Origin of the sequence: Huijunlia imazamoxiresistens (assembly GCF_037132455.1) — a bacterium.
Taxonomy (GTDB): domain Bacteria; phylum Bacteroidota; class Bacteroidia; order Chitinophagales; family Chitinophagaceae; genus Flavisolibacter; species Flavisolibacter imazamoxiresistens.
The window spans coordinates 23,406-43,625 of sequence record NZ_JBBBEI010000002.1 but is presented as its reverse complement, the minus strand read 5'-3'; the positions used below and the strand labels follow the sequence as shown (position 1 = coordinate 43,625).

7 protein-coding genes are annotated in these 20,220 nt (G+C 60.3%); 2 read left to right on the top strand and 5 right to left on the bottom strand.

The features are described from left to right. Nucleotides 1-109: 109 nt before the first annotated feature. On the bottom strand, nt 110-6,115 hold the full coding sequence (locus V9K67_RS02070; RefSeq protein WP_336719730.1) for a T9SS type A sorting domain-containing protein: 6,006 nt from the start codon (nt 6,113-6,115) through the stop codon (nt 110-112). A 1,374-nt stretch (nt 6,116-7,489) separates the two neighbouring features. Between V9K67_RS02070 and V9K67_RS02065 the strand changes: the two genes are divergently transcribed. Continuing rightward, nucleotides 7,490-11,359, top strand: a complete 3,870-nt coding sequence (locus V9K67_RS02065; protein ID WP_336719729.1) for a heparin lyase I family protein — start codon at nt 7,490-7,492, stop codon at nt 11,357-11,359. A gap of 83 nt (nt 11,360-11,442) precedes the next feature. On the opposite strand, the gene V9K67_RS02060 is transcribed toward V9K67_RS02065, so the two are convergent. From V9K67_RS02060 to V9K67_RS02050, 3 genes are all read right to left on the bottom strand, one after another. Next, complete coding sequence (locus V9K67_RS02060) at nt 11,443-13,809, bottom strand: beta-L-arabinofuranosidase domain-containing protein (RefSeq protein WP_336719728.1); 2,367 nt, start codon at nt 13,807-13,809, stop codon at nt 11,443-11,445. An 89-nt stretch (nt 13,810-13,898) separates the two neighbouring features. Then, on the bottom strand, nt 13,899-14,735 hold the full coding sequence (locus V9K67_RS02055; protein ID WP_336719727.1) for an MBL fold metallo-hydrolase: 837 nt from the start codon (nt 14,733-14,735) through the stop codon (nt 13,899-13,901). An 87-nt stretch (nt 14,736-14,822) separates the two neighbouring features. Continuing rightward, nucleotides 14,823-16,481 carry an NADP-dependent glyceraldehyde-3-phosphate dehydrogenase gene (locus V9K67_RS02050; RefSeq protein WP_336719726.1) on the bottom strand — a complete coding sequence of 553 codons (1,659 nt, stop codon included), beginning with the start codon at nt 16,479-16,481 and terminating at the stop codon, nt 14,823-14,825. A gap of 200 nt (nt 16,482-16,681) precedes the next feature. Here V9K67_RS02050 and V9K67_RS02045 point away from each other — a divergent pair, with 200 nt between their 5' ends. Then, nucleotides 16,682-17,002, top strand: a complete 321-nt coding sequence (locus V9K67_RS02045; RefSeq protein ID WP_336719724.1) for a DUF6122 family protein — start codon at nt 16,682-16,684, stop codon at nt 17,000-17,002. A 4-nt stretch (nt 17,003-17,006) separates the two neighbouring features. Here V9K67_RS02045 and V9K67_RS02040 read toward each other — a convergent pair whose 3' ends face one another. After that, complete coding sequence (locus V9K67_RS02040; RefSeq protein WP_336719722.1) at nt 17,007-20,150, bottom strand: TonB-dependent receptor; 3,144 nt, start codon at nt 20,148-20,150, stop codon at nt 17,007-17,009. Between the last annotated feature and the right edge of the window lie 70 nt (nt 20,151-20,220).

The window sequence follows — 20,220 nt, the reverse complement described above, 5'->3', positions numbered from 1 at the left end:
CCCAATCAGAAACAAATCTTACTGGTTTGAATAATAGATGGTCGTTTTCAGCAGAACAGCCTTTTCCATTTGGAAAAGGCTGTTCTGCTTTTATGAGGCCCTACTTCAATCATTTTTCGATTACCAGTTGCACCGTTTTGCTGCCGGAGGCGGTCTGCAATTGCAGCAGGTAGATGCCGCCGGCCAGCCGGTTGCCGTCCAGGGTAGCCGTTTGGGTTTGGCCTTTTTCGGCCCATCCCCTTTTCACCTCTGTCACCAGGATGCCGCGGCTGTCGTACAGCACCAGGCGGTAATTGCCCGCCTGCGGAACATTGAAGCTCAGGGTGGCGACGCCGGCAACGGGGTTGGGAGATGCGGAAAGCGCACCCTTCCAACCGTTATCCCGGACCGCGATTGCCGCAGGCTGCAGCGATACCTCCTGTGCTGCCGGGGCCTGCAGGGCAATGGGGAGACCGGAAAAGCCTTCGTCGCGGGCCAGCACGCCGATGGCCTTCTTCGGCTCGGCCTCCTGGTCGGTGGCCAGTACCACCACTTCACCGTTGGTGGGCTGGTGGGTGCTGGTGGGCTCGCTGTACAGGTACTTACCGGAGATGAGCGTTTTGACCGGGCCAAAAGCAATATGCGACAAGGGTGTTTCGCGGTAAATAATGTCCCCGCCGGTTTCCAGGGTGCAATACACCACTTTGAGCCGGGAGGCGCTTTCATTCAGCACCACGATGCCCCGGGTACCTTCCACGGAGGAAACGGGATAAAACTCCCAGGTGCCGTCGGTGCGCCGCACCAGCAGGCAGATCTTCGGATATCCCGGGTAATCATAGGAGGTCTTGACCGCGCAGTACAGGGTGCCGTTGCTGGCGGCCAGCAGGTTCAGGTGGTCGTCGGCAAAGCCCTTACCCCTGTTCAGGGCCGAGGCGGCGGCAGGCTGCTCGTCGGCCGACCAGCTGCGGGGATCGGCGCCGTCGAGGTGGGTCTTGAAGCCGAAGCGCTTGGTGACCTGGTTGGACCAGAGCACGCCGATCTTGCCGGGCAGGGACGTGATGGCGCAGATGTCATCATCCAGGATGCCTTCCGCGATATGGATGGTATCGCTCCAGTTGGTGTAGGGCGCATCGCTCCAGCGCAGGTTCACGTCGGTGACGCCGGCGGTGGCCACCCACATCCGGCCCGTGCCGTCCACCGCCAGGGTGGCGGTTTCCGAACCGGCGCCCAGCAGCAGCTCCACGTTGGAGGTCCGGCCGTTCCACTTTTTATACGTGTTCCGGGCGGCATCGTATTCCACGGTGACCAGCACGGAGGTCAGGTTGGACCGGAACAGCAGGATATGTACCAGGTTGCCCACCACGCGGCAGTCGGCATGCACTTCCTCCACTTCGGATATGGCCAGTACGGGTGTCCAGGTGGTGCCGTCCAGGCGGAAGATGCGGGTGCTGTCCTTGGTGGCCAGCGCGCTCCACCATTTGCCGGCATACATCCACACCTTGCCCTGCGGCTTTTCGCCGGTGTTCTTGGCAATTTCCGGCGTCGACAGGTCGGTGACCGACACAAAGCGTTGGGCGGCGCTTTGCTCGAAAGTATAGGTTTCGCCGCCGCTGAAGCCGGCGGCAATGGCCACCCCGTCGATATCCCGGATGTCCGTTTTGGCATCCTTCAGGTCCAGCCGCAGCTCGCCGTTGCCGGCAATGGCATGCACGGTCACGTTAAAGGTGGTACCCAGGGTGCCCACAGCTGCTACCACCGGCTGGGCCCTCGACACAATGGGCACCGCGCCCAGCGCTGCCAGGGTGCCCCGGACATCGCCGCTGACCGTCACCGTGTAAAAATCGGAGGGATCTACGTTGGTGACCCTTTCGGAAAACACGACGCGGAAAGTGACGTCCGAAAGACTGGTCAGCTCGCCTAAAGGCGACAGCCGGGTAATGCTTTCCACCACGGGCGTGGGATCGATGTTATAGGTTTCGCCGTTGATGAAGGCACTGCCCAGGGTATTGCCGGCAATATCGGTAATACCGGGACCGGGAACGTCCAAGCGCAGCAGCACGTAATGGGAGATATCGCTGACGGTAACCTGGTAAAGGGTTCCGCCCCCGCCTGCCGGCACCACCGCGTTCGGCTCCAGTTGGCCGGAACTGCTGTCGCCCAGGAAGGTCAGGCGGAAATCGGAAGGATCCACGCCGGTCACCGCCTCATTGAATTCCACGCGGTAGGTCACCGAAGCGGCATGCACCGCCTCGGGCAGGGGTTTCAGGCGGGTGATGCTCACCACCTGGGGCGGCGTAAATTCGAAGGTGTAGCCCTGGCCGGTCTTAAAGCCGCTCTCCATGCTATTGCCGGCCATATCGATAATGCCGGGGGTAAGCAGGTCCAGGCGCAGCGGGCCGGCGCCCGCAACCGAGGTGGCCGTTACATCGTAAGTAGCCCCGTCGGTACCCACCGGTATTACCGCACCCGGCACCAGCTGGCCGCTGGTCGTACCGGTCAGTGAGGTCAGCCCGAAATCGCTCCGGTCCACCCCGGTCACGCCTTCCGAGAAGGTAACCCTCCAGGTCACCGTGGTGGCATTGGTCAGCTGTGCCACAGGCGCCTGGCGGTTGATGGAAACCACGGTGGGCCTGACTTTATCAATAGTATAGGTCTGGCTTTGCTGGTAGCCCTTGAAGGCAAAACCGTCGCTGGAAGGCGCCCCGCTGATGGGACTGCCATAAGAGTCGGCAATGCCGGTGCCTTCGGCCCTGATATCCAGGCGCACCACGGCGGAAGCCAATAAGCCCTGTGCCCGCACATCGTATTGGACGCCGCTGGTGTCCACGGGCACCACCGCATCCGGGGCCAACTCCCCGCCGGGATCGCCGCTCAGGGTGATCAGCTCGAAATCGGTGGCATCCACGCCCGTTACGCCCTCGGAGAAGGTCACCCGCCAGGTTACTACCGAATCGCCCGTCCGCTCGGCGGCAGGGAATTGGCGGTTGACGCTGACCACCATCGGGGGCGGATCGACATTGAACGGCTCACCCAGGGTATAACCGCCCACCAGGACATTGCCCACGGCATCGGCTATGGTAGCCGTCGTCCGGATATCCAGGCGCAGGGTGGTCAGGGTGGTCACCCAGCTCACCGTAACATCATAGGTAGTGCCTGCAGTCCCTACCGGTACCACGGCTCCTTCGGCCAGCGTTCCGCTGGGGTTGCCGCTGAGGGTCACCACTTTGAAATCCGCCGAATCCACGCCCACCACTTTTTCCGAAAAGGTCACCCGCCAGGTGACGGCGGAAACGCTGGTAGTATCATCTTGCTTCAGCGACTGGCGCAGGATGCTGCGTACGGTGGGCGGCGCCTGGTCCACGGTAAAGGGCTGCCCGGTGCTAAAGCCGCCTTCCGGCAGGGCGTTGGCGGCGCTGTCGGCAATGCCGGTACCGCTGGCTTTCAGGTCCAGGCGCAGCCTGCCGGTGCCGCGCACCGAAGTGGCCGTGACATCGTAGGTGGTGCCCCGGGCATCTGCCGCCCGTACCGCCGTCGCCGCCAGGCTGCCGGTCAGGGTGCCGCTCAGCGTCGTCAGCTCAAAGTCGGCGGCATTCACGCCGGTGACACTTTCGGTAAAGGTTATCCGCCAGGTAAGGGTAGTGGCCCGTGTAGCCTCGTCCAGGGGCACCTGCCGGTTGAGGGTGCGTACCTCCGGCGGCGTGGTATCGAACAGGAACGCTTCGCCTCCCGTAAAGCCGCCATTCAGCAGGTTGCCGGCCAGGTCGGCGGCCGTGGCGGTGCTTTTTACGTTCAGGCGCAGGCTACCGAAGCCGGTAAGCCCGGTCACGACCACATCGTAGGTGGCGCCCCCGGTACCTGCCGGTGTTACCGCATCGGCAGCAATCACGCCCTTCACCGTTCCGCTGAGCGTGGTCAGGGAAAAGTCGGCCGCATCCACACCGGTAACCGGTTCACTGAATTCTGCCCGGTACACCAGCGAGCTGGCATCCTGCGTCAGCCGTTTAATGCTCAGCACGGTGGGTATGGTCTTATCAATCGTGAACGCCTGGCCGGAAGTATAACCGCCACAGGGATTTTTGGCGGCATCCACGATGCCGGTGCTGGTATCTTTCAGGTCGAGGCGCAGCAGCCCGGAGCCGGTAATGCCGCTTACCTGTACGTCATAGGTAGTGCCCCCGGTGTCTACGGCCACCACACCCGTGGAAGAGATCTTTCCCTTGACCGTTCCCGACAGGGTCACCACGCTGAAGTCCGAAGGCCCCACGGCGGTCACCTTCTCGGAAAAGAGCACGCGGTAGTAGACGATAGAGGCCCTGGTGGTAACGTCCAGGGGCGACAGGCGGGTGATGCTGCTCACGTAGGGAGCGCCGCCGTCCACCTGGTAGGTTTGGCCGGCGGTAAAGCCGCCCGCCAGGGCATTAGCGGCGGCGTCGGTGATGCCGGTGCCGGTGCTTATGAGGTCGAGGCGCAGGGTGCCGGAGCCGGTCACGGCCACCTTTACGTCATAGACCGTGCCGGTGGTACCCGAAGGCGTTACGGACTCTACCCTGCCGGACACCTGCCCGGAAAGAGCCGGGACGGCAAAGTCGGCCGCATCCAGGCCCAAAACCGCTTCGGAAAAAGTAATCCGGAACAGGAGCGAGGCCGCACTGGTCAGGGCGGTGGCAGGCGCCTGCCGCAGGATGCTCAGGACGGTGGGGGCCACCCGGTCCACCGTATAGATCTGGCCCTCGGTAAAGCCGGACACCAGGGGCAGGCCCTGGGCGTCGGTTATACCGGTGCCGGTGGCTTTGGTGTCGAGCTTCAGCAGGCCGGAGCCGGTGAGGCCGCTAACGGTAACGTTGTAGGTGGCGCCCCCGGTGCCCACGGGCGTTACGGCGCTGACGGCGCCGCCCGGCGTACCGCTGACCGGCACCACCGTAAAGTCGGAAGCGTCCACCCCGGTTACGGCTTCCGAAAAGAGCACCTGGAAGGTAACCCAGGAGCTATTGGTCGTAGCGGTGGCGGGGGTCAGCCGGTTGCAGCTCAGCACGCTGGGGGCGCCGGCCAGGGGAACGCCCTCCAGCCGCAGGTCAAAGGCCAGGTCGGCGCCGGCAGGCGTATTCTGGTGCACTTCCACGGCCAGCAGGTTGGTGCCGGCCACGGCAATGCCTTTAGGAACGGTAAAGCTTTTTTTGGAGGTGCCCGAATAGTTAGCGGGGGTGGTGTACACCACCGCCCCGGTGGGCACATACTTGCGGTACACTTCCGTACCGTTCAGGTATACCACCACCCCGTCATTAAAGGTGATGCTGCCGTTGATGGAGTCCCAGGCATTGGGACTGGTCAGTAAAAATGCTTTCCGGAAGTAGGTGGTGGTGTATTTCAGGGAGGGGTCGGGACCGAAACTAAGGAGGGTGGCCGCATCGGTGATGCCGTAGCCGAACTTGGCGGGACCGCTCTTCCAGGCGGCATCGCTGAAGGCGGCGGTGCGCCAGGCGATGCCCTGGTCGGTGCCGTTATCCAGGTATTTCCAGGTATCCTTATAAGGTATAAAGGCAGTGGGCGCCACTACCAGGGCCACCGTTTCGCGGGGAGCGGGTTCGCCCTCCACGCCCGTCAGCTTCAGGTCAAAGCTCATGTCGGAAGTGGACAGTGCGCTCTGGTGCACTTCCACGGCAATGACGTTAACGCCGGAAACGAAGGCGTCGCTGGGGATGGTAAAGGATTTGGAGGTGGTGCCGGACTGGGTGGCGAAGGTGCCGGAGGTAACGACCCCTGTGGGCAGGTACTTCCGATATACTTCGGCGCCGTTGACATAAACCACTATGCCGTCGTTGAACTTTACGCTGCCGGTAACATAGCTGAAGGCTTCCGCATTGGTCAGGGTCAGGGCTTTGCGGAAATAAGCGGTTACAGACCCGTTGCCCGGCACCGGGCCGATAAGGGTGGAAATGCCGTCCATCCCGTAACCGAACATCCCGTTGCTGCTGTTCCAGTCGGCATCGTTGAAGGAAGGATCTTTCCAGCCTGCACCCTGGTCTGCACCATTATAAATGTACTTCCAGGAACTTTTGTAGGGAAAAAGGGAAACCTGGGCAAAGGAGGAAAGGGTAAGCATAAGCGCGTACAAAAAAAAGAGCGTTCGTCTTTTCATACTGTTAGCGGTTTTAATAGGAATTAAACTTTATAAAGAGACATGGTGGCACAGGGAAACAGACAGAAGGAAGGGATTCAGAAGGGGCAGGATTACCAGACAACAGCAGCAGGGACCTGATCGTAAGGGGCAGGTTGGAGCAGGCTCCCCGGGAGCTGCCGACAAACAGGGGGTGCGGACCGACAGTAGAATTTTCGGCTGTTCCTGCATACAGCAGAACATGCGGACGGAAAGGCGTTGCAGGCCCGGGGAACCACAAGGAAAGTATCCAGCAGAAAGAGAGCAGATTACCAGGTAGTTCCAAGGCATACCCACACCAACCGGGATCACTAAGTCAGAAGAAAATAATAGTAGATGAAGCGTTCTTTCAAGAGTAGGAATGCAAACTCATGAGTACAAATTTCGGGCTAATTCGCCCTTCAGCTTCAAAGGGCCACCTGCAGAAAAGCCGCTATATTTCCAAAGTGGGCGGTGGACAGTAAAAGCTCTGCATTAAAAGAGGCTGTAACGTACAGTAACTCATCAGTTTAGAGAACTCTTCCATTCCCAGAGCTTAAAAATAATTAATAATATTTTTTTTACACAGAAAAAATGTAGTGAAATTCTGCGTTGGCGTACTATTGTCGGAAGAAGTTCCATTTCCCCTTGCGGGGAGGCGGCGGGAGAACAGCACCGGTGAAAAAAACCTGCTGGTCCGAAAACCGGGGAAGAACCGCCCCATTGAAGCGCTGGCATTATCTTTCCTATTTTCCCCTGTCCTTCACCGGGAGCGCTCATGCACAACAGCATGCATGCATATCCTTTTGAAACCCAAAGGAGCCCGGGCATAAAAAAAAATGCCGCCCGTATTCCGGGCCAGCGCCCCGCTGCCGCCTTCAAGCTACTGAAACACAGCACAATAGTTGCATCAATGATAGATTACCTTACCCGGGAAAATCTCCTATGGCAACGACTATATGAAAACTGCCTTAAGTAAAACCCATTATCAATCCAATTAATGTATGAAAAAAACCACTCCACCCCTTCCTTGCGTCCTTTCCGCCAGGCGCCCCCTGCCGCTGCTCCTCCCGCTTTTTTTACCCGGCTTTTTTGGCGGCGCAACCCTGCCCGCACCCCAGGCTATCCGGGGCACCAACCCTTTCCCGAAGCGAAAACAGGGTCCCTGGAGCACCCTCTGACGTACGGCTGATTTTCCTGAGCAGGCAGCCTGCCGCTGCCACCTCCCCGGACCCGGGGCCGGCCCCCTGTTGCCCGCACGAAACGGTTCCGTGACCCGCCTGTGCTTCCATTTTGCCTTTTTGCAATCCTCCCGCCTTAAGGAACTACCCCCTCCTATCCTGCCTTTACTTCCTAATCCTGCAAAACCATGACAAAATGAAAAGTTGTATCCTCTGTTTCCTGTGTTTTTTAGGACTGCACCTGTCCGGGAACGGCCAGGTGACCCTGGTGCCCTATAAAGATGCCTGGAAATACCTCGACAATGGCTCCGATCCGGGAACCGCCTGGCGCAGCACCACCTATAACGACGATGCCTGGAGCAGCGGCAAGGGTAAATTCGGATACGGCGGCGACGGCATTGCCACCACCGTCAGCTACGGTCCTTCCGCTTCCTCCAAATATGTTACGACTTATTTCCGCAAAAGCATTTCCCTGCCCGACCCCTCGGTCTATGGCGATTTTACCGGCAGCGTCAGTTTCGACGACGGCGTGGCGGTGTATGTGAACGGCACCGAAGTGTTCCGGAACAACCTGCCTTCCGGCACCCTCACCTACACCACCCTGGCGTCTTCCTCTACCAATACCACCAAAAGCTTTACGATCCCGAAAGGAAGCTTTGTTGCGGGCACCAACGTGCTGGCCGTGGAAGTGCACCAGGCCTCCCTGGGCAATGCCGACCTGGCCTTCGACCTGAAGCTGGCGGGCAACCCCGATGAAACCGCCCCCACAGCGGCCCGTATCGACCGGCTCCTGCCCGCCACCGCCACCACCAAAGCCGCTACGGTCACCTTCCGGGCGGTATTTTCCGAAAAAGTGAGCGGCGTGGATGCCGCCGACTTTACCCCTAAAGCCACCAGCGGCACACCGGGCGGCGCCGTCACGGCCCTTGCGCCCGCAGGCACCGAGGGCACGGCCTACGACGTCACCGTCAGCGGCATTACGGGCAGCGGCGCCCTGAAGCTGAACCTGAAAAGCTCGGGCACGGGTATCGCCGATGCGGTGGGCAACCAACTGGTGGAAGGATTTTCTTCGGGGCAGGCCTACACCATCGACCGCACCGCTCCCACCCTGCTGAGCAGCAACCGGCAGGTCCCCACCGCCGCGCTCACCGGCGGCACGGGGCTAACCTTTCGCCTCAGCTTTTCCGAAGCAGTGACGGGCGTGGACGCGGCGGACTTCGTGCCCCTGCGGCTGGACGGCACCGTTACCGGCAAGGTCACCTCGGTTACCCCCTCGGGTTCCTCGGGCGCCCTCTTCGATGTGCAGGTGGCCACCACCGGCTCCGGCAGCCTGCGCCTCGACCTCAAAAGCACCGGCACCGGCATTGCCGACATCGCCACCAATGCCCTGGCGGGCGGCTTTACCGCCGGGCAAACCTACCAGGTGGACGGCACGCCTCCCTTTGTCAGCAGCATCAGCCGCTTGTCGCCCCTGGCAGAAACCACCAAAGCCTCCACCGTCAACTTCCGCGTGGTCTTTTCTGAAAAGGTAAGCTCCGTGGGCCCTTCGGATTTCAGCGCAACGGCGCTGTCCGGAACCGTTAAAGGCACCATCGTCTCCGGTGATGTGGACCCCGTGGGCACCGACGGCACTACCTACGACGTAAAGGTGACCTCCATCAGCGGTACCGGCCAATTGCGCCTCGACCTGAAAGCCGAAGGCACCGGCATCGTGGACGCGCTGAAAAACCCCTGCGGCGGCTATACGGCCGGCCAGGCATACCGCATCGATAAAACGGCGCCCAAAGTGCTGTCGGTGGCCCGCTATGCTCCTGTGGATACCGTTACCAATGCCACCTGGGTGGTCTTCCGCGTGGCCTTTACCGAAGGGGTCAGCGGGGTGGACTCGGCCGATTTTTCCCTGGCCACCCTCAGCGGTACGGTCAAAGGCGTGCTGGCCACCGGAGCCGTTACCCCGGTGGGCACGGATGGCACAACTTATAATGTACGGGTAAGCGGGCTTTCCGGCGACGGGCAGTTGCGCCTGAACGTCAAAAGCTCCGGGACCGGCATCACCGACATCGTAGGCTATGCCCTCAGCGGCGGCTTTACTTCCGGGGAACACTATACGCTGGACATGACGGCGCCCAGGGTAGTGAGCATCAACCGGCTGCTGCCGGTGCTCAACCCCACCGATACCACCCAGCTGAACTGGCGGGTGACCTTTACCGAAGCGGTGACCGGCCTGGCGGCCGGCGGCTTCACCCTGCGAAAAACGGGCACGGCGGCCGTTACCCTCCACTCGGTTACGGGCAGCGGCAGCGTGTACCAAGTGCGTGCCACCATTACGGCCGGCAGCGGCAGCGTGTACCTGGACCTGACCAAACCCTCGGGCATCCGCGACGTCGGGGGCAATGCCCCGGCCGCCTTTACCGGCGGGCAGCCCTACGACCGGCGCCCCTTCCTCACCGCGGTCAGCATTGTATCGGCCAACCCCTACCCTGCCCTGGCCCGGCCCGGCGATGGGGTCACCATCAACTTTACCGCTTCGGAGCCCGTCATCCCCGACATCGTCGCCATCGGCAAGCATACGGCCAAAGCGGTAGCCCTTTCCGCCACCACGTATACCGTAACGGATAAAATGACCGATGCGGACGTAGAGGGTAAGGTCAGCTTCCGGATCACCTATGCCAGCAAGACAGGCACGGGCGGCAAGGCGGTCACCGCCACCACCAACGGCAGCCGGGTGTTTTTTGACAAAACGCCCCCGGCCGTTACGCGGCTGTGGCGGTACGCGCCCACCACCGCCAGCGCCCCGGAAGGAAAAGTGGTGTTCCGCACCCAGTTCTCCGAGCCGGTGTTCGGGGTGAACGACAGCGACTTCACCGTGCGGGCCACCACGGCCGGCGGCACCGTGGCCGCGGTAAGCGGCGGGGGCAACACCTACGACGTGACGGTGAACGGCTTTTCGGGCAGCGGCACCCTGGGACTGGTGGTGAACAGCCGCAACACCCTCATCACCGACAGCGCCGGCAATGAGCTCAACACCGATTTTATAGGCGGGGAAGCCTACCAGGTGCCGCCCGCCTACGAGCGGCCGGGGGTGCAGTACTGGGAAAGCTTTGAATACCGGGGCGGCTTTGACGGCATGGAGCGGCAGACCTCCACGCCCTACGGCTTTACCATCACCGACAGCCTGGCCTTTGCCGGCCGGAAGGTAGGCCGCTGGGAGCTGCGCAATTCCGACCCGATGGCCAGCGACGGCGCCCGGGCCGAAGTGCTGTTTCCTGAAGACTTCCGGGTAGCCGAATCCTGGCATTCCTTCGCCGGCTATTTCCCTGCCTCGGAATATGCCGAGGAGGACGACGACGAGACCATCAACCAGTGGCACCAGGGCGGCGAGTTCGGCTCGCCCATGCTGACGCTGCGCACCGAGCAGGGCTTCTTCCGGGTACGCCGCCGCGGATCGGACGGCATCGCCACCACCAACTACGACCTGATGCCGATCCCGCACGACCAGTGGGTATCGTTCGTGATCCACATTAAGCAGCACCTGACCAGCGGCATCTTCCAGGTATGGATCAACGGTGAACTGAAGCTCGACTACAAGGGACCCACCATGTACCGCGGTCCTTATGGGCGCTGGAAGATCGGCATTTATAAAAGCGACTGGAACAAGGGCAGGACCACCGGCACCGACCTGCGGGTATGGTATATCGACGAGGTGAAATTCGGCCTGCCGGGCGCCACCTACGCCGGCATGCAGCCCAGCCGCACGGGCATAGCTTCCCCGGCCGCCACGGCCGCCCCCCGGCCGGCGGCGCAGGAACAACAGGCAACGGCCGCCGAACCCTCACCGGAAGTGTACCCCACCCTGGTGCAAAAAGGAACGCCCCTTACCATCAAAACCAACCGGCAGGGCACTACCCGGGCGCTGCTGACGGACGCCTCGGGACGGCCGCTGTCCACCCTGCAGTTTACCGGCACCGCCACGATCGAAACGGGCCACCTGGCCCCCGGCCTTTATTTCCTCACGCTCTATAACGGCAAGAGGTCGCATCGTCAAAAATTCCTCATTACGGATTAAGGGAATCCGGATCGCCCCTCTATAAAAAAAGCCCCGGTTTCGTTTATCCGAGACCGGGGCTTTTTTATCAGGAAATCAACCGTTTACTTCAGCAGGCGTACGTAATAAATGCCGCCGGCCACCGAGCCCGGCTGGGCGGCAAATTTCACCGTCAGCACCGGGCTGTTGCGCACTGCCTCCGGCAGTTCGTAATCCAGGTCGTAAAAGGCATTGCCCTTGTCTTCCAGCCGCTCGGTTTTCAGCACCGTGCCGTTCACCGAAATATCGAAGCTGCGGCCCTTATCCCCACCAAAATAAGTGACCCGAAGGATCCGGGCATCCCTGTTCGCATTTTTGAGGTCGTAGCTGAACCAGCCCGGGGCCGGGGCGTGGCGGAAGTGGCGGTCGCGGTAAACGCCGGCCTCGCTTTTCTCGCCCTTGATAAAATGGTCCGATTCGGGCTGCTGCTCGCCGGGCGCCACCTGGTCTGCCGTGCGGGCTTCCAGTGCCAGGCGGGCCGCTTCCTGTTCGCGGATCGCGGCTTGCCGCTTTTGGAGTTCTTCGGGCGTGGACACCGGCCAGTACACCATATAGCGGGCATCGTGAATGCCGTAAAAGGGCACCAGCTTCAGGTTTTTGTATGGATTGGATTGCAGGCCCGAGAGCGTGAAGGTCAGGGGCTTGCCGGCAACCGGCTGCAGGTATTTTTCATAGTCGGTACCCGAAGTCACCAGCACCGGCGCGTCCTGCACCGGGTAGAGCGGGCCGCCGGCGATATGGCCCATGCGGCTGCTGTCGGCCCGCAGGCCCTTCAGGTCCGTGCTGTCGGTCACGGCCGCAAGCACGATCGGCCCGTGCACGAACGACACCCAGTTGGAGCCGTCGGGCAGCTTTTCGGCTTTGGTTTGCATGGGCAGGGACAGGCGCACCACATCGCCGGTTTTCCACTGCCGCTGCACCGACACATACCCTTCTTTATCGGCGGAAACGGGCACGGCCTGTCCGTTCACCAGCACCTTCATCGCTCCTTTCACCCAGGAGGGCCGGCGCAGGTGCAGGGCAAAGGCAGTGGGCTTTTTCAGCGTCAGCTTCAGCGTCGAGCCTTCTTCCTGCGGGAAGCGGGTGCTTTGCACCAGGGCCAGCCCTCCCTCCTTCCATACCAGCGTGGAAGGAATGAACAGGTTCACATACAGGTCGCTGCCCTTGTGGGCGTAGATCAGCTCACCGTACTTGCCGTGGTTTTCCAGGCCCGAGCCCACGCAGCACCACATGCCCTGGTCGGGCTGCGAGTACACCCGGTAATGACGGGGCCGCATAGGCGTAAAATACACGAAGCCGCCCCTGGGATGCTGCGAGGAAAGAATATGATTGTACACCGTGCGCTCATAGTAATCCATGTAGCGAACCGAAGGCTGGTCGAGGAACAGGTGCTTGGTCAGCTTCAGCATGTTGTAGGAGTTGCAGGTTTCCGGTCCTTCGGGCGACTCCACCATCGAGGAAAAATTGTTGGCCGGGTGGAAGTGTTCCCGCACACTGTTGCCGCCGATGGACACGGTGCGGTGGTCCACCACCGTTTGCCAGAAATAGTCCGCCGCATCGGCCCAGGACTTCTCTCCGCCCGCTTCGGCCACGCGGATAAAGCCGATGACCTTGGGGATCTGGGTATTGGCGTGGATGCCGTTGAGGGCGTCCCTGTGCTCCAGCAGCGGGTTCAGGATGGTGCGGTGCGAGAAGCGCTGTGCCAGCGTCAAATATTTTTTATCGCCGGTAATATCGGCCACGTCGGCAAACACTTCGTTCATACCGCCATGCTCGGAGCGCAGCATCGTTTGTACCTGCTCGTCGGACAGGTTTTTCGTCAGCCCGAGGCACCAGTCGGAAAGCTGTACCAGCAGCTCTTTGGCTTTGGCGTTGCCGCCTATTTTATAAGCGTCCACCAGGCCCGCATAGATCTTGTGGATATTGTACCAGGGCACCCATTTTTTGTTCAGCGAAAAGGAGCCGGCATCGATCCTGCCGGCCGCCACCTCCTCCCACATCGCCTTTCCGCCGGGCACGCCGCCGATATAGCCGTTGCCGGCCGCTTTCTGGCAGCGCTCCAGCTCGGAGATCATGTAGTCGAGGCGCTTTTTCACGGCGGGGCTGCTGGTGGCGGCCCACATGTTGGAAAGGGCGGAGAGGTAGTGGCCGCCGATATGGCCGTCAAGGCCGGTATTCTCCCAGTTGGGATAGCTCTTGGCCTTTGGCGCCAGGCCGGCTTCCCGCAGGTAGGGCGCCAGCAGGCGGTCGGGATCCAGGGAAAGAATATACTGCAGATCGGTTTGCTGGGCCTGCTTAAACGGGCTTTCCGCCAGTCGGACGGAAGTCAGCGGAAAAGGTTGCAAGGCAGAAGTCGTTAAAGAGCCTTCCTGGCTGTAGCCGCTTTTGGCGAGCAGGCAGCAGGCAATAAGGCCATATACAAGCTGTTTCATAAGGCGGGAAGGTAGAACGTAAGTTCCAGAGTTCCAAAGGTCCAGAGTTTAGTTCCAGAGTTCCTGGATTCCTGAGTTGGGAGTTTCGTTTACTTAAGGGGATCGCTCACAATTTGAAGATACTTATCCATGGAGCGGGCAAAGATGTCATAAGCCCCGGAGGGAAGATCCTGGCCGTCAAAGGCGCCATGCAGGCTGTCGAAGGCCAGGGGCCGCACCTGTTCCGCCAGGTACTTGATGGCGGCAGCGCCCAGGGGAATATAATTGGGATAGCTGTACATAGCGCCTACCTGTTTGCGGTCGCGGGACACGAAAATGCTGTCGCCGGTCAGCAGGGTGCCTCTTGGGCCATGATGGGGCAAATGCAGCACGGTGCTGCCGGGGAAATGGCCGGCGGTATGCACCATGCGGATGCCGTCCCAAAGCGTCTTTCCCTTTCCTTCCCAGAAGGTGATCCGCGGGTCGGGATCCATAACCCACTGCGCATCGTTTTGGTGCAGGTAAACCGGGCAGTCGAAAGCCCGGGCCCATTCCGTCATCAGGCCATAGTAGTGGGGATGCGAGATCGTCACGGCCCGGAGGCCGCCCAGGGAGTGGAGGTAGGCCACCGTGGGAGCATCCAGAAAAGGCAGGCAATCCCATAAAATATTGCCCGCAGGCGACAGCACCAGGTGCGCCCGCTGGCCGATGGCAAAGGCGGGTGCTATCCGCAGGTCCAGCAAGCCCTCCTGCAACCGTGCGAACCGGATGGTGCGGGTCTTTGCCAGCTCGTCGTGGCTGGTCCAGCTTTGTCCGCCCTCGCCGATGTACTGTCGGTCATCGAGGCATACGAGGCAATGGTCCGGGTCGAAGCGGTCTTCTGCATAACGGGTGCCACAGGTAGCGCATATATGGCGCCGTGAGGGATTTTCTATGTGCAGGTTCATGCCTATGGGTTAATGAGTGAGGTAAGATAAAAACAAAAACGCCACCAGCTTTCGGCTGGTGGCGTTGAAAAGATGATGGGAAGTATTTTAAAAAATATAACGGGTGCTCAAAAAGTTCGAGCTTTCGCTGTGCACAATGTCATTGATCAGCTGCTTGTTCTGCTCGGTCAGCTTCGTGGCCACCAGCGAACGGATCGAAAACGACCGCAGCGCATCCACCACCGACAACGTCCCTTCCGCACTGTCCTTGCGCCCCGTAAACGGAAACACGTCCGGACCCCGCTGGCACTGGCAGTTGATGTTCACCCGGCTCACCTGGTTCACTACCGGGTCGATAATCGAGGCCACTTCTTCGGTATCGTTGGAAAATATGCTCACCTGCTGGCCGTGCGTCGAATCGATCAGGTACTGGATCGGCTCTTCGAGGTCCTCGAAGGGGATCACCGGGATGATCGGACCGAACTGCTCCTCGCGGTACAGCTTCATTCGGTCATTGACCGGGTACACGATCGCCGGGTACACGAACGAAGCCACGCTGTCGCCCCCGTTCTCGTTCACCACCTGTCCACCGTTGATGATGGCATCATCGATCAGCTCCTGCAGGTAGGCGGGCTTGCCCGGCTCCGGCAGCGGCGTCAGGCTGACGCCCTTCTCCCACGGCATGCCGTATTGAAGCTTGCCTACCGCTTCCTTCAGCAGTTCCAGAAACTCTTGGGCGATGCGCTGGTGCACGTAGATAATCTTTAAAGCCGTGCAGCGCTGGCCGTTGAAGGTCAACGCACCGGTAACGGTTTCCTGAACCGCCAGCTTCAGGTCGGCATTTTGGGTGATGATGGCCGCGTTCTTGGCGTCCAGGCCCAGAATAGCCCGCAGGCGGTTCACCTTGGGGTGCAGCTTTTTGAGCTCGTTGGCCACCTTGGAAGAACCGATCAGGGTGAGCACGTCCACCTTGCCCGACTGCATCAGCTGCGGCACGATGGCATGGCCCCGGCCGTAGATGGTGTTGACCACGCCTTTGGGGAACGCTTCCTTAAACGCTTCCAGCAAAGGATAGTGCAGCAGGGTGCCGTGCTTGGGCGGCTTGAACAGCACGGTATTGCCCATGATGATGGCGGGGATGAGGGTGGTGAAGGTTTCGTTCAGCGGGTAGTTGAACGGTCCCATGCACAGCACCACGCCCAGCGGCGAGCGGCGGATCTGGGCCACGATGCCCTGCTCCACCTGGAAGCGCGAGCTCTGGCGGTCGACGTCCTTGAGCGCATCGATGGTGGCATAGATGTACTCGACGGTGCGGTCGAATTCTTTTACGGAGTCGGCCCAGGATTTGCCGATCTCCCACATGATGAGTTTGACGACGATGTCCTTTTTGAGGATCATCTTGTGGGTGAACTGCTCGACGCATTTGATGCGTTCGGCCACGCTCATGGTGGGCCACTGGCCGCGGCCGTTGTTGTAGGCCTGAACGGCGGCGTTGAGGGCTTGGGTGGCCTCCTCCTGGGTGCAGATGGGGTAAGTACCGATGAGCTTGCGTTTGAGGCCCTCTTCGGTGCGGATGCAGATGGGGGAATACACTTCGTGTACCGGGCCGTTCCAGGGCTTCATCTCGCCATCGGAGAGGTATTCGCGCTGGTGGATCTCACCCGGCAGCGCGTAGGCTTCGGGTACCTGCTCCTCGGTCACAAATATTTTTTCCAGTTGTGCGGTAAACGCGCTGGCGGCTTGGGGGATAACATTTGCCTGAATCATGTGAGGATTCGTTTTTGTTTTTGTGCTTCTGGTAACCAGCCCGGCTTACTAGCCTGGCTGTGATTTGCCACCCGAAAGTACGGGCCGGTGGGGTCACCGCGTCATTCTTATTAGTTATCGGATATGCGTACAGATTATAACAACCCACGGTACCCCTTCCAAAAGAAAAAGGATTTTTTCGTCTCTTTGCACGCAACGCCATGCAAACCGTCGTACATTATTTCCTGCATTTCATTTTCCCGGCCTTCGTGGCCTATGCCTTCTACAGGGACCGCTGGAAGCAGGCGTATGGGGTGCTGCTGGCCACCATGCTGGTAGACCTGGACCACCTGCTGGCCGTTCCCATCTTCGACCCCTGCCGGTGCAGTGTGGGCTTTCACCCCCTGCACAGCTATGCAGCCTGCACCGTTTACGTCATTTGCCTGTTTTTCCCACGGTTACGCCTGCCCGCTATCGGCCTCTGCCTGCACATGCTTACCGACGGCCTCGACTGCCTGTGGAACCGTGCCCATTGCGGGTGAGGCGTTAAAACGTACATGAAAACGTCAGGAAGTACGAGCGGGGCTGGATGCAGATGATGCCGAAGGGCGCATTCAGGTTGGCCTCCAGCTTGTCGCGGGTAAAACCCTGCCGGTCCAGGGCAGTGGGATAACCGCCTGGCGGCGCCCAGCTCATCACCCCTTCCGAATTGAACAGGTTATTGATGTTCAGGGCCAGGGCATATCTTTTAGTAATGTTCCAGCCGGCGCCCAGGTCGAACTGGCTGAACTGCGGCAGCATGACGGTCTGCGGGATGTTGCCCGGCCGGTTGCCCATAAACTTCCAGGACAGCTGGCCATAGTATTTTTCGGTGGTATACGCGGGCGTCAGGTTCAGCATGACCCTCGGATTGTTGTCGGCACGGGTGCCGGAATAGTCCTTTATCTGGTCGTCCTGCCGGCCCGGACCGTTGGCCACCCAGTTTTTCCAGCTCAGGGTTTTCGCCGTCTGGAAGGTGGCAATGGCCCGCACCTGCAGGGGCGTAAAAATCCGCCAGTCCATTTCCCATTCGACGCCGATGGTGCGCATGCTGTTGTATAAGGGCAAGGGGAAGTACAGGCTGCGGTCCCCATCTTCGAAAGGCGCATAGCTGAACACGACATTGCGCAGCAGGCTGAAAAATGGCGTCACGAACAAACTGCTCCGGTTGCGCTTGGCCACCAGGCCCACCTCTGCCTGAACGGTATGCTGGGGCCGGGGCCGGTCGTTCTCCAGCTTGAAGCGGGAGTCATAGGAAAAATAATAGCTCAGGTCGGGCGCTTTCTGCCCCTTCGAATAGCGGGCATAGACCGCAAAATGGTCGCTGATCTTGTAGTTCAGGCCCGAGGAATACGAAAAGGTAGTGACCCGCCTGTCGTACGCATAGGTAGCGCCTCGAACAAAAAACCGGTTATCGTAGAGGGTGGCGGGGTTGCCGTCAGCTCCGCCATAGGCAGGATCATTAGCCCGGGGGTTGGGGTCGGCGATGTGGTTGTTGCCCTCTACCCGGATCTGCTCGAAGCGGAAGGCCCAGTTCAGCTTTAGCTTCTGGTGCAGTTGCCAGCTGTGCTCGAAAAACAGCGCCTGGTCGTGCTGCACTGCCCGGTATTCGTAGAGCTCCAGGATGCCGCCCAGGTTGGCATAACCCTGGTCGTTGGTCACCTGCAGTTGCCGCCCGGCCGGGGTGGTCAGGGTCACGTCGAGCAGGTGCGGCCGGTGTTGTATGGTACCGATACCCAGGGCAGGCAGGGTATGCATGTGCCTGATGGAGGAATGGGCAAAGAATGCGCCGGCGGTAAAGTTCATTTTCCGGATCTTTTTGGAAATCAATAACTGGTCGATCACCTCCTTGATCCTGGGTTGGTTGATATAGCCCAGTTGGGTCAACACCCCTCCGGGTATGACCCCCGCGCCGGGAAGGTTGGAGGCCCCCTTGGAAAACGTATACCCGTCGGGCGAATAGGCCTGTCCCAGCACGGCGCCGGTGGCCCGGTCACGGAAGCTGTAGGTGCCTGCCCGGCCCAGGGTGCCCAGTAGGTTGTAGAGGTTCGGACTGTCTACGGGCAGGGGGTAGATCAGCGAGCTGGATTGCCAGTTTTGCTTTTTATCGGAAAACTTCAGGCTATTGATCAACTTCCAGCCTTTCCCCAGCATATGCTGGGCCTGCAGGCCAAGGGCCAGCTCGCGCGAATGGGTGAGGGTGGTGGGGTCGAAGGTCCGGGTATTGCCCGGCTCTAAAAACGGGTAGGTGGCCACTGCGTCCGGCAGCAGGTAGGTATCGGTTTGTTTGACGCCGGGTGCCCGGCGGGGATGGTGAAAGTCCTTGGCATGCAATACTTCAAACCAGCCGTTACGGTCGTTCAGGTATTTTACAAAAAACTTCAGCGACCCGCCTTTGTATTCCTTGACCAGGTTGCCCTTGAACTGCCCGCCCCTGTTGAGCGGGTAGCCGGCGTAGCGGGCGCCCTGGTTGTAGCGGTAAAAACCGCCGGCATTATAAAACCATCCGTTCTGGTTCACCGGCCCGCCTATATTGACCTCTGCGCGGTAATAACTGTTGCCGTCGCCCTCGATCCCGTACCGGGCCCGGGCCAGGCCGGCAAACTCCTTGCCCCCCGTTTTGGAAATATAGTTGAAGATGCCGCCCGGGGCATTGGACCCCAGGATGGAGGAAGTACCTGCCCGTACCGCTTCCACCCGTTTGAGGGTGGCATCGGGCCGGCAGAAATAATCGGGACCGAAATTGCTGAAGGTAACATTGGTGACGGGCAGGCCGTCTTCCTGGAAGGAAACATAGTAGTAGCCGAAAGCAGCCTCGGTGGAATTGGCCGACACGCCCCGGGAATAAACGATGTTACGGATCTCGCCCAGCGAGGAGTTGACAAACACGCCCGGCACGTTGTGCAGGATATCCGCCGTGCTGACGGGAACCTGCTTGCTGAGAAGGGATTCGTTCAGGGTAGTGATGGCCACCGCCGACTCCATGCGGCGGCTCTGGTCGAACACGCCCGTGATAATGACTTCATCGATGGAGCGGATCTCTTCGCCCAGGGTAAGGGAAATGGCGGAGCTATTGTCCACCGGCACTTCGCGGCTCACGTAGCCGACCAGGCTGAATTGCAGGGTGGCCGAGGGCTTTACCGTGATCCGGCACCGGCCGTTGGCATCCGTCAGCATGCCGTTGCCGCTGCCCCGTTCCACCACGCTGACGCCCGGCAGGGGCAGGCCGGCATGGCTTTTCACTTCGATGGCCACCACCCTTTTGGCCGGTTTTTCTGCCGGGTGAACGGACAGGCCGTCTCCCTGCGACGCTACCTGCGGCCGGAACAGCAGCACCTGTCGGCTATCGATCACCCGGTAGCGGATGCCCAGGGGCAGCAGCACTTCGTCAAAGAACACGGCAAGCTTTTGATGGCGCAGGTTGCAGCTGACCTTCTTGCCCGCGCCGATAAAATCGCTGCTGTAGGTAAATTTTATGTTGGTCTGGTCCTGCACCAGGTCCAGCACTTTTCTGAGCTCGGTATTTTCCGCAGCCACCGTAATGGGTTGCTGCAGGAGGTCCTGCCCTACTGCTTTGCAGCAGAAGGCCAGCAGGAAAAAAAAGAAAAGGAGCGCTGGCGGAAGCGCAGGCAGAAAGTTTTTTTCGCTCATTGCAACAGTTTAGGACCGTACTCATTATTGAATGTGCCGACCTGAAGCCGTTTCCGGCCATGGGGTCGTT